This window comes from Bacillus cereus, from assembly GCF_002564555.1.
GTDB lineage: Bacteria > Bacillota > Bacilli > Bacillales > Bacillaceae_G > Bacillus_A > Bacillus_A cereus_K.
Genome location: NZ_NUVD01000020.1, coordinates 627,272 through 639,522, shown reverse-complemented (window position 1 = coordinate 639,522; position 12,251 = coordinate 627,272). Strand labels below are relative to the sequence as shown.

Sequence of the window (12,251 nt, the reverse complement as noted above, 5' to 3'; positions counted from 1 at the left end):
CTATAAAAACAACCTGTTTGCAGTATGCAAACAGGTTGTCTAAACTTAACGAGGTTCTACAATTAACTTTATTGCTGTACGCTCTTCTCCATCAATCATAATATCTGTAAACGCTGGGATACAAATCAGGTCCAAACCACTAGGCGCTACAAATCCTCTTGCAATTGCTACTGCCTTTACCGCTTGATTCAATGCACCTGCACCAATAGCTTGAATTTCTGCTGTTCCGCGTTCGCGAATAACACCTGCAAGTGCACCAGCTACAGAATTAGGGACCGACGTTGCTTTAACTTTTAATATTTCCATTCCGCGTTTCCTCCTCGTTTCTTTAAAAAGTATTAGCAATTATTTCACTTTAACTTATATTCACGAGGAATGGCGCGTATTCCTGCTAAATTTCTGTAATTTTTCTAAAAAATTAAAATATAATAACTTATCTAAAATTTCATAAGGATTTACTCAAAAAATGGTTGATCGTCATTAATTAAAATACGTTCAATTTTCTTTGCTTTTCCTGTATTCGGATCCACATCAATTAGCACTGCACTTAATTGTGTTCTGCCATTTGTCACTTCAAATCGTACTGGTAAGTTTGTTAAAAACTTCTTCAATACTGCTTCACGGTCCATACCTAATATTCCATCATACGGTCCTGTCATACCAACATCCGTAATGTATGCCGTTCCGCTTGGTAAAATACGATTATCCGCTGTAGGAACATGCGTATGTGTACCTACTACCGCTGTAGCACGTCCATCTACATACCAACCTAGCGCTTGTTTCTCACTTGTCGTTTCAGCATGAAAATCAATAAAGATAATATTCGTACGTTTTTTTGCAATGCTAATTAATTCATCCACTTTACGGAATGGACAATCAATCGGAGGAAGGAAAGTACGTCCTTGTAAGTTAATAACCGCAACTTCTGTTCCATTACAGTTCACAAAAATAAGACCTTTCCCTGGAGTTCCTTCTGGGAAGTTAGCTGGTCGTGCAAGATATTTTGCGTCATCAATAAATTCAAATACTTCACGATTATCCCAAGCATGGTTTCCAAGCGTAACTGCTTGTGCTCCGCACTCTAAAAAGTTTCGGTATATTTTTTCTGTAATACCACGTCCACCTGCTGCATTTTCTCCATTAATGATTGTTACTGTAGGTGTATATTTTTTCTTTAATGCCGGTACGTACTGTTGAATCATGTCTCTACCAGGAGATCCTACTACATCTCCAACAAATAATATTCTCATATGTCTTACCCTTTCTATGTACTGCATTTTTTATTGCTGTAGCTTCAAGCGACTTCCTTACAATATATTTATTATAAGTTCGTTTCACTTGTTTTTCTTTATTTTATCCAATTCCAACACAAAAAAATAAAGTGGTGTTTCACCACTTTATTTTGCGTATTCCACTGCACGTGTTTCACGAATAACAGTTACTTTAATATGTCCTGGGTAATCCAGTTCATTTTCAATACGTTTTCGAATATCACGAGCTAAACGATGAGCTTCTAAGTCATCGATTGTATCTGGTTTTACCAGAATACGAACTTCACGTCCTGCTTGAATTGCGAAAGATTTTTCTACGCCTTCATAAGACTCTGAAATTTCTTCTAACTTTTCAAGACGACGAATGTAGTTCTCAAGCGTTTCACTACGAGCTCCTGGTCTTGCAGCTGATAATGCATCTGCTGCAGCAACTAGAACTGCAATGATAGAAGTTGGTTCTGTGTCACCATGGTGAGATGCGATACTGTTTATAACTACAGGATGCTCTTTATATTTCGTTGCGAGTTCAACACCAATCTCAACGTGGCTACCTTCTACTTCATGATCAATCGCTTTTCCGATATCATGTAATAGACCTGCACGTCTTGCTAGTTTTTCATCCTCGCCAAGCTCTGCTGCCATAAGTCCAGTTAGGTATGCAACTTCCATAGAGTGTTTTAAGACGTTTTGCCCATAACTTGTACGGTATTTCAAACGACCTAAAATTTTAATTAAATCTGGATGTAAACCGTGAACACCCACTTCAAACGTTGTTTGCTCTCCGACTTCGCGAATATACTCATCCACTTCACGTCTTGATTTTTCGACCATCTCTTCAATACGCGCTGGGTGAATACGTCCGTCCTGTACCAGTTTATCAAGAGCGATACGAGCTGTTTCACGACGAATTGGATCGAATCCTGATAGGATTACCGCTTCTGGTGTATCATCGATAATAAGGTCAATACCTGTTAGCGTCTCTAGTGTACGAATGTTACGACCTTCACGTCCGATAATACGTCCCTTCATTTCGTCATTTGGAAGATTTACAACCGAAACGGTTGTTTCAGCAACATGATCAGCTGCACATCTTTGCATTGCAAGAGATAAAATCTCTTTTGCCTTCTTATCCGCTTCTTCTTTCGCGCGAACTTCACTTTCTTTTACCATAACAGCGATTTCATGAGAAACTTCACTTTCTACTTTACCAAGAATAATTGCTTTCGCTTGTTCGCGTGTTAAATTGGAAATGCGCTCTAATTCTGTTTGTTGCTTTTGAACTATCTCTCCCACTTTGCTTTCCAACTCTTCAATCTGTTGTTGTCTCGCTACAAGAGAATCCTCTTTCTTTTCTAACTGCTGCTCGCGTTTATCGAGCGTTTCGTCTTTACGATCAAGGTTCTCTTCTTTTTGCATTAAACGATTTTCTTGTTTTTGTAATTCGCTTCTACGGTCACGAATTTCTAATTCAGCTTCTGTACGAAGTGTATGAATTTCATCCTTTGCTTCTAAAAGCGCTTCTTTCTTAAGTGCTTCAGCATCACGATTCGCTTCGTCTAAAATACGTCTCGCTTCATTAGCTGCACCATTAATCTTCGCTTCAGCAATAGACTTTCGAACAAAAAAGCCAACAACTGCACCGACTGTTGCAAGCAAAATGGAGATGAGTATCCAAACTGTACTCGTCATGATTTCACCTCCCCTTGCTATGAATGAAAAAAGACTGTCGGCATGTACATTGAATTACAACGTACAGCAAAGACCGTCGTCCCGCTTTTTTAAGGGACTTTCTTCATTTCACAATTAAAATGTCATATTATTATTTCGGCAAGATTTAAGTCTTACTCCGAATATTACTTCTCTTCTTGAGAAGAGTGTATCGTATATAAGAAAAAATATACATTCTCATTGTATCTATCGCAATTTTCATTGTCAAGCGTTGTCTACTTTTACTTTCTTTACCTTCAGCCCTGAATGTTATCTGTATTTGAAAAATAGATAGCATATTATCCTGGAAAACCTTAGTAAATCTCAATTCATTCCCTTAAAACATATAAATATTCCCTGATACACATAGACTTTGGGATAGAATAAATATTTTATCTCCAGCTATATACAACGCTTTCATAATGTATTAAAAAATAAAAGACACGNNCGTGTCTTTTATTTTTTAATCTTGAAGAGTTGCATCTTCCGTGTCTTCAACACCAGAATCTTCACCAATTCCGTGATGATCACGAACAAAGAAAGCAATTTCTTCTCTTAAATCCGTATTCTCTTTTAAGAATTGCTTCGAATTTTCACGACCTTGTCCTAAGCGTTCTTCATTATAAGAGTACCAAGCACCGCTCTTTTGAACGATATCAAGTTCAGAAGCCATATCTAAGATTTCGCCTTCTCTTGAAATACCTTCTCCGTACATAATATCAACTTCAGCAACACGGAATGGTGGTGCTACTTTATTTTTAACTACTTTTACTTTCGTTTTATTACCAACGATGTCGTTACCTTGCTTTAATTGCTCAGCACGACGTACTTCAAGACGGACAGTTGAATAGAATTTCAACGCACGACCACCTGGAGTTGTTTCTGGGTTCCCGAACATAACCCCAACTTTTTCACGAATTTGGTTGATAAAGATTGCGATTGTTTTTGATTTGTTGATTGCACCTGAAAGTTTACGAAGTGCTTGTGACATTAAACGTGCTTGTAAACCAACGTGAGAGTCACCCATGTCCCCTTCGATTTCCGCTTTCGGTACAAGCGCTGCTACAGAGTCAATTACGATAATATCAACCGCACCACTTCGTACAAGTGCCTCTGCGATTTCTAGTCCTTGCTCCCCTGTATCAGGCTGTGATAATAGTAATTCATCTATGTTAACACCTAATTTTTGTGCATATACAGGATCCATCGCATGCTCCGCATCAATGAACGCCGCTTGTCCACCTTGACGCTGCACTTCCGCAATTGCGTGTAATGAAACTGTTGTTTTACCTGAACTTTCAGGTCCGTAAATTTCGATAATACGGCCGCGTGGGTATCCGCCTACCCCTAGTGCCACATCAAGTGCTAAAGAACCACTTGAAATCGTAGAAACTCTACGCTCCGCTTGTTCTCCTAATTTCATAATTGAACCTTTACCGAATTGCTTCTCTATTTGTTTTAACGCCATATCTAATGCCGCTTGACGATCACTCATTCAAAATTCCTCCTTAACTGAATTGCTAATCTTATTATACCTATTTTCAATTCAATTTGCCAACAAAAATCGAACATTTATTCGATTTTTTTATTTTCCATCAAATAAAACTGAATTTATCCATAAAAAAAGCTAGAAGAAACTTATATCTCTTCTAGCTTTTTATATAAATGATAAAATCCATATTTTGCCGATCGTTCCCTAATTTGTTGACGACTTCCACTTAAATTAAGGGGAAAGACTACAGTCCGTTCATCCTTAATCGCCAACCCAACAAATACTGTTCCCGGCTCTTTATGTTCTGAAGCATCTGGTCCTGCTACCCCAGTGAAACTAATTCCGATATCCGCTTTTAATAATTCCTTAACATTTTCAGCAAGATAACGAGCACATTCTTTACTAACTGCACCATCAGTACGCAACACTTCTTCAGGCACACTTAAAATTTGTTGCTTTACATCATTATGATAACAAATGACACCGCCTTTAAATACTGAAGAAACACCAGCATGTTCTGTTACTTGATTTCCGAAAAGACCACCTGTTAAACTTTCCGCACATGCTAAAGTTAACCCTTTTTTCTTCAATAACTCTATTGCCTTATAATGCAAAAATTCTTGGTCATATCCGTAGAAAAATTCTCCTACTCTTTCTAAAATCAAATTTTCCACATGCTGAATTAGCTTCTCCGCCTCATCAACATTTTGATGTTTGGCAGTTAAGCGTAGTGTCACTTCTCCATCATTTGCAAGCGGGGCGATTGTCGGATTCGCTTGTCCATCGATTAAATCTTGAACTTTCACCTCTAATTGAGATTCTCCAATCCCGAAGAAGCGAAGCACACGAGAATAAATGTTTTCTCCTACTGTAAAGTTACGTAAAAAAGGCTCTACATAACTTACATACATCGGCTTCATCTCTTTCGGTGGTCCTGGTAACAAAATATAAACTTTTCCGTTCTTATTTAACCCCATACCAGGTGCCATACCGTGATCATTTGCAAATACAGTTGCTCCATTCAAAACGAGTGCCTGTTTTTTATTATTCTCCGTGAACTCACGACCTGTACGCTTAAAATAATCGCTTATCGATGCTAATGCATTTTCATCATATACAAGCTCTTCACTTAAGCTAGATGCTATTGTTTCTTTCGTCAAATCATCTTTTGTCGGTCCTAATCCACCTGTAAAAATGAGCATATCCGCGCGCTCTTCCGCAACTTCAATTGCCTTTTGTAATCGATTGTTATTATCACCAACTACAGTATGGTAGTACACGTTAATTCCGATTGAAGCTAACTTTTCAGATAAAAACTGGGCATTTGTATTTGCAATTTGTCCAAGTAATAATTCAGTTCCAACCGCAATAATCTCAGCATTCATCCCAATTCCCCCATAAACTTCTATTTTGAGTTTACAAAAGCAGTTCTATTTTTCCAGAAATAATCCCACCCTGAAATAACGGTAAAGATTAATGCAATCCAAATGAAGATATCTGCAACTGGAATATGAAGTAAATTTAATGGTACATCATGTAGTAAATACGCTGCAATCGCGATAATTTGTGTCCAAGTCTTAATTTTCCCTAGCTGATTTGCTGCAACTACTTCTCCTGTTCCAGCAAGTACAAGACGTAAACCTGTTACTGCAAACTCACGGCTTATAATTACAATAACGATCCAAGCAGGTACGTATTGCATCTCTACTAATGTGATAAGTGCTGCCGAAACAAGTAATTTATCCGCTAACGGATCAAGGAATTTCCCTAAGTTTGTTACAAGATTATACTTTCTTGCGTAATGTCCATCAATCCAATCTGTAGCTGAAGCAACGATAAAGATAAGTGCTCCTACTAAATGTTGAATTGGCAAATCAACATCACCAATTGTAAGTGAGCCCCAATTAAAAGGCACTAACATAATTACCATAAAAATTGGAATTAAGCAGATTCTAGATATTGTAATTTTGTTTGGTAAATTCACAACTATTCCTCCATCATATCAAAAACATTTGTTCATTGAAAAAAGTCATCGAAGCGATGACTGTTATTGTGCAGGTTGCCCTATCCCTTGGTTTTTTATCACCAATCTTTGGTGATATTCTTTTTCAGGATCTAACGGGAAAGGAACCACTTGGCCATTCAGTTTAATTTCAACATTAGGTGCACTTCCAATATTGAGACGCACTTCTTTTACTGTTGATAAATCACGTTTTTCTGTTTGACCACTTTGCACTGTAGTGTTTAGAACTTCGTTACCCGCATCATCTTTAACATCTACGTAGCTTGTACCCTTCGCTGTAATTTCCAGTTCTAATGTTTTATTATTATGAATTTCCAAAGTAGATACCTTACCACTCGTTCCAACTACTTTCACTTCTTGTTGTCCAGTTGGTTGCGTAGGTTCTTCTTTCTTTGGTTCTTCTTTCTTTGGCTCTTCTTTCTTTGGTTCTTCTTTCTTTGGCTCTTCCGCTTTCGCTTCATCTTTCTTCGTATCTAGCGGCGAATTTTCTGCTTTTTTAACTTCAATTTTCTCGCTTTGAGCATTCGGAGTCTGTTCATTATCTTTTCCAGTTAATGCTTGAACTACAAACCAAATTACTACTCCAAATGCAATTACTACTAATGCAATCAAAATTTTGGGCATATGGTCCGCAATTGGTAATGATGAAGATTTTTGCATTGTTTCTTGTGTTTTTTGTCCAGTTGATACTTGCGGAACTTCACGATTTTCAGATTGTGGTATCGTACTCTGATATTCTACAAGCAGTTCCTCTCCATTTAACCCAACCGCATCTGCGTATTGTTTAATGAATGCACGCGCATAAAAAGCTCCTGGCAATACATCATAATTGCCTTCTTCAATCGCTAATAAATGGCGTTTTTGGATTTTTGTAATCTCATGCAGCTGATCCATAGACAAGCCTTTCGCTTCTCTTGCTTCTTTCAGCTTTTGTCCTAATTCTGTCACTACTAACACCTCAATATTTCTTTAAAAGTCGAACATAGAGAAATTATTTTGCGTACCTTGTTCAATTTCATCTACTAAATTATATTGAATTTCTTCATCATAATCGTTACGCAACTCAATAATATAATCAAAATCATCCAATGTGTATTCTGACTGACTTACAAATACATCAGGATGTTCCACAACTTTCGTTGCAGGCAATCTCATAATTTCACGAACGAGCTGCCAATGCCTTTCATTGGCACGCTTTGTTGACACAATTCCATCTAGGATGAAAATATTGTCGTCGCTATACTCATCTTCAATCAATTGACTACGAACAGTTTGCTTAATAAGAGTAGATGATACAAATAACCATCTTTTATTTGCACAAACACTTGCGGCAACAATGGATTCTGTTTTTCCGACACGTGGCATTCCTCGTATCCCAATTAGTTTATGGCCTTCTTTTTTCATAATCTCCGCCATAAAGTCTACAAGTAATCCTAATTCATCACGCACAAAACGAAATGTTTTCTTGTCATCTGCATCTCGTTGTATGTACCTACCATGTCTAACCGCTAGTTTATCCCTTAGCTTTGGCGGACGATATTTCGTTACCGTTATGTTATCCATCGTATTTAAAATTGATTCAAGCCTAGAAATCTGCTCTTGATTATCACACATAAGGAGTAACCCACGTCGTGCATTATCTACACCATTAATTGTGACAATATTAATGCCGAGCATACCGATTAACGAAGAAACGTCACCAAGCAAGCCAGGTCGGTTTTTATGTATTTCATATTCAAAATACCATTCAATCATCCAAGATCACTCCCCTTGCTTACTTTACACCTACGTACTATATTATATGATTTCACCTTAATAGGGAAGCTAAATGTATAATCTCCCCCATCTAATTATTATACAAAAAAAGTAGAGAGGAGAATCTCCTCTCTACTTTTACTTATGTTGTACAAACTTAACCATTAAATTTGCAATCATATGTTGCTCTTGTTCATCAGCAACTTTCCAAAGTTCAGCTAATAATTTCTCTTGGTCATTTCTTCCTTCTACTTCATTAGCTAGATAATCTCCAACACGAAATGCCATGTCTGATACCGCACCACCATCAAGTCCTTTTCCTTGCGCTTGTTCTAATCTTTCTCCTAAAAAGCTCTTCCACTGATCAAAGTTTTCTAAAACTGACATGTTTAAGCACCTCACTATTTAGTAATAGAATCATGCTTAATTTGTACATTTTTTTATTTTTTATGCAAGAATTTCTTAGCAATTCCAACCGCCATTCACTCCGATAATTTGTCCAGTTATGTAAGATGCACCTGGTGATACGAGAAATGAAACTGTTTTTGCTACCTCTTCTGGTAAACCTATTCTACCTAATGGTATATCTTCTGCAATCCCAATCTTATCTTCTTCAGAAAAGACACTTAACATTTCCGTTTCAATTGCACCTGGTGCTACTGCATTCACACGCAATCCGCTTAAAGAAACTTCTTTTGCTAAAGCTTTCACATATGAATTTTGTGCACCTTTTACCATTGAGTAAAGCACTTCACAAGAAGCACCTATTTGCCCCCAAATGGATGAAACAATGACAATATTACCACTTCTTCGACCAATCATCGGTGGGAGCGCCATCGATAGAAGTCTATATACACTCTTCACTTGAAGCTCCACCATATAATCTAATTCTTCATTAGTAACATCTGTTACTAATCCAAAGATACTCTTTCCAGCTGCGTATACAATAATATCAATAGGATGTTCAATTTGTTTCCACAATTGCTCCGCCCCATTACTTGAAGCTAAATTAGCTTTAACAGGGATTACTTCATCCCATTCCTTCTGTAACTCCATTACTTTCTCTTCACCGTTATTGTAATGAACATATACTGTATATCCATCTTGAATTAATTGTTTTGAAATAGCAGAGCCAATCCCTCCGCTTCCTCCAGTTACTAACGCATACTTTTTCATAAATTCCCTCTCTTATCTCTACAAGTTCAATTGTCACACAACTAAATAATACCCTCATCTTACAATTTTTCAATGATAAGATGAGGGTATCTTTAAAATTTTATTTTTTCGGCAAAACTTGACAAATGCTCATTTTTTCTTCTGATAATAATAATTTTGCTACTTCTTGTAAATCTTGAACGGTCAGTCCTTCTAATACAGTCAATGCCTCAAACAAGCTAGATTCATTAAAAGCATATCGTGTAAACTGATTTGCAATGTATTCTGGCGAATTTAGTGAGCGTAAAAAACCACCAATTTTCTTTTTCTTTACTCGCTCTAATGCTGCCTCATCTAATTGATCATAATTTGTTTTTAATAAAATATCTTTCAAGCGCTCTGCCAACTCATCAGGTTGCTTCGTATCACCACCAACCATTGCAAAACCGAAGTTATTCTCTTCCGTATAGTCATACGAGAACGAATCATCAATAAGACCTTCATTATATAAGGATTCATAATGAACAGAACTTTTTCCAAATAAATAATCTAAAAGCAATGTAAGTGCAATTTCTTGTTTTAAAAGAGCTTGCCCCTTTTCTTTTAAATTTGTCGCTTTTATACCAACTAAACATTTTGGTGTTTGCACAGGCATCGAAATGATTTTTTTCTTTTCATTTACCTCATCTGGTTCTTCTTCAAATGACCGCACAATTTCTGACTGATTTTTATAATCTTTTTTCGCTTGATTGTCACGCACTAACGCCATTGTTTTTTCAGGGTCAATTGCTCCAACAACAAACATTAACATATTGCTTGGATGATAAAACGTTTCATAACATTCATACAATAGGTCTTTCGTAATTTTACTAATAGACTCGATTGTCCCTGCAATATCAATTTTAATTGGGTGCTTTACAAACAAGCTATCAATTAAACCGAAGTATAAACGCCAATCTGGATTATCTTGATACATTTGAATTTCTTGCCCGATAATCCCCTTCTCTTTTTCAACTGTTTTTTCAGAGAAGTAAGGCTCTTGTACGAAGTTTAACAATGTGTTTAAGTTTTGTTCTACATTTGATGTACACGAAAAAAGGTAAGCTGTTCTTGTAAAGGATGTAAATGCATTTGCCGATGCACCTTGTTTACTAAACAATTGGAAAGCGTCGTGATCTTCTTTTTCAAACAATTTATGCTCCAGAAAATGAGCAATCCCATCAGGCACACGAATCATTTCTTCTTTACCTAATGGTACAAATGTATTATCTACAGAACCATATTTCGTCGTAAACGTTGCAAATGTTTTATTAAACCCTTGCTTCGGTAAAATGTATACATCTAATCCATTCGGAAGTTTTTCATAATAGAGTGTTTCTTTTAATTGCTCATAAACAATCTTCTCCATTTATTCTCCCTCCGTTCCATGTAAAAAGTAAATTGTATCTAGTTCGATATTTTTTGCAACATTCACAATCTCTTCTTTCGTCACACTCTCTATACCTGTAAGCCATTCTTCAACTGGGCGCGTACGATCTGAAATAACTCCATGATACAGCATTTCTACAAATCCGCGTGGTGTATCAATCGCTTCTAATATTTGATTTTGAATGACGCTTTTCGTTTGATGCATCTCTTCTTCAGAAAAATCTCCGTTTTGCATCGCAAGCATTTGTTCTTTAATAATCTCAACTGCTTTTTCATAATTTTTCGCTTCAATTCCTGACATAACAAACAATAGACCTTTATGACTTTCAAAGCGCGATGCCGCATAGTACGCTAAACTATTTTTTTCACGGACATTGACGAATAACTTCGAATGAGAAAAGCCTCCAAATAACCCATTGAACAATTGCAGTGCGAAATAATCTTCATCTTTATAAGTGACAAACGTACGATAACCAATGTGTAGTTTACTTTGTTTTAATTCTTGTTTTTCAACAACTTCTTTTTCTTCATTATTTCGCTTATGAAGTAGCACATTTCTTTCTTTCACAGGGCGCGTTGAAATAGAAAAATACTTATTTACAAGATCAACTGCGTTTTCTGAAATATCACCAATAATATAAAGATCCATTTCATCTTCCGCTAACACCTTTTGATAATATTGATACAGACTTTCATTTGTAATGGAAGTAACACTCTCTTTTTTTCCATTTGCACTCAATCGATACGGTTCTACTTTACACATTTCTTCAATTAAACGCTCATTTGCATAACGCATTTTATCATCATAAGTAGCTTCAATTCGCTGTAAGAGCGCTCTCTTTTCACTTTCTACAATAGAGGGTAAAAAACCATTTCCTTCTGTTGCCGGGTGCAAAACAATATCTGATAACATAGAAAGCGCTTTTTCAAATAACGGTGGTGCATCATGTAAATATACTTCATTTGCAATGTCTACATAAATGGAGATGACATGGTCTTCTCCTTTTTTACTTACATCCACCGCTAAAGAAGACCCGTATAATTCTTCTAAATATTGACGAAGACGAATTACAGAAGGCAATTTTTCTGTCGCACTTTGCAATACGTATGGCAATAGGGCACGCTCTGTCACCGTCTCCTCATTTAAAGGCGCTTTAAAACGAAATACAAAGGTATTCGTTTTATATTTATCAGTCGGAATAATATGTACGCGCAAACCACCTAACTCATGTAGTTGTTGTTCCATTAGTTTCATTTATAGCCCTCCTTTACGTATATAGGAATATTCCTCTTCAATATACAGTTTTTAGAAATAAAAAATCAACTTTTCTTCCTTATTATGCTTACAAACGACTCTTTCTAAAAACTTTAATATGTAAGGAACATCGTAAAACTCCGTATTACATATATTCTATGTAAA

Annotated in this window: 12 protein-coding genes; all 12 read right to left on the bottom strand. The window is 36.5% G+C overall.

Annotation, left to right across the window (positions count from 1 at the left end; all coding sequences use genetic code 11):
• Positions 1-45: 45 nt before the first annotated feature.
• Positions 46-306, bottom strand: a complete 261-nt coding sequence (gene spoVS / locus COI75_RS13875; protein WP_000404341.1) for a stage V sporulation protein SpoVS — start codon at positions 304-306, stop codon at positions 46-48.
• Positions 307-455: 149 nt separating this feature from the next.
• Positions 456-1,250 (bottom strand): TIGR00282 family metallophosphoesterase, encoded by a 795-nt coding sequence (locus COI75_RS13870; RefSeq protein ID WP_001221089.1) that lies wholly within the window; start codon positions 1,248-1,250, stop codon positions 456-458.
• A gap of 147 nt (positions 1,251-1,397) precedes the next feature.
• Positions 1,398-2,960, bottom strand: a complete 1,563-nt coding sequence (rny, locus tag COI75_RS13865) for a ribonuclease Y (protein WP_000204909.1) — start codon at positions 2,958-2,960, stop codon at positions 1,398-1,400.
• A 481-nt stretch (positions 2,961-3,441) separates the two neighbouring features.
• Positions 3,442-4,473 carry a recombinase RecA gene (gene recA, locus COI75_RS13860; RefSeq protein WP_001283857.1) on the bottom strand — a complete coding sequence of 344 codons (1,032 nt, stop codon included), beginning with the start codon at positions 4,471-4,473 and terminating at the stop codon, positions 3,442-3,444.
• Positions 4,474-4,616: 143 nt separating this feature from the next.
• Positions 4,617-5,855, bottom strand: coding sequence for a competence/damage-inducible protein CinA (gene cinA / locus COI75_RS13855; protein ID WP_098448390.1), 1,239 nt, complete (start codon positions 5,853-5,855; stop codon positions 4,617-4,619).
• 20 nt (positions 5,856-5,875) lie between these two features.
• On the bottom strand, positions 5,876-6,454 hold the full coding sequence (gene pgsA / locus COI75_RS13850; protein WP_001052966.1) for a CDP-diacylglycerol--glycerol-3-phosphate 3-phosphatidyltransferase: 579 nt from the start codon (positions 6,452-6,454) through the stop codon (positions 5,876-5,878).
• Positions 6,455-6,517: 63 nt separating this feature from the next.
• Complete coding sequence (locus tag COI75_RS13845; protein WP_000137471.1) at positions 6,518-7,441, bottom strand: helix-turn-helix domain-containing protein; 924 nt, start codon at positions 7,439-7,441, stop codon at positions 6,518-6,520.
• Positions 7,442-7,462: 21 nt separating this feature from the next.
• Positions 7,463-8,248 carry a DUF3388 domain-containing protein gene (locus COI75_RS13840; RefSeq protein ID WP_000574107.1) on the bottom strand — a complete coding sequence of 262 codons (786 nt, stop codon included), beginning with the start codon at positions 8,246-8,248 and terminating at the stop codon, positions 7,463-7,465.
• 138 nt (positions 8,249-8,386) lie between these two features.
• A complete protein-coding gene (locus COI75_RS13835; protein WP_000114505.1) occupies positions 8,387-8,635 on the bottom strand; it encodes a DUF3243 domain-containing protein in 249 nt (82 codons plus the stop codon).
• Between the two features lie 75 nt (positions 8,636-8,710).
• Positions 8,711-9,424, bottom strand: a complete 714-nt coding sequence (gene ymfI / locus COI75_RS13830; RefSeq protein ID WP_000759592.1) for an elongation factor P 5-aminopentanone reductase — start codon at positions 9,422-9,424, stop codon at positions 8,711-8,713.
• Between the two features lie 100 nt (positions 9,425-9,524).
• Positions 9,525-10,811, bottom strand: coding sequence for an EF-P 5-aminopentanol modification-associated protein YfmH (gene yfmH / locus COI75_RS13825; RefSeq protein WP_000411941.1), 1,287 nt, complete (start codon positions 10,809-10,811; stop codon positions 9,525-9,527).
• Positions 10,812-12,086: an EF-P 5-aminopentanol modification-associated protein YfmF gene (yfmF, locus tag COI75_RS13820; RefSeq protein WP_000772423.1), complete on the bottom strand. Its 1,275-nt coding sequence runs from the start codon at positions 12,084-12,086 to the stop codon at positions 10,812-10,814. It lies immediately after the preceding gene.
• Between the last annotated feature and the right edge of the window lie 165 nt (positions 12,087-12,251).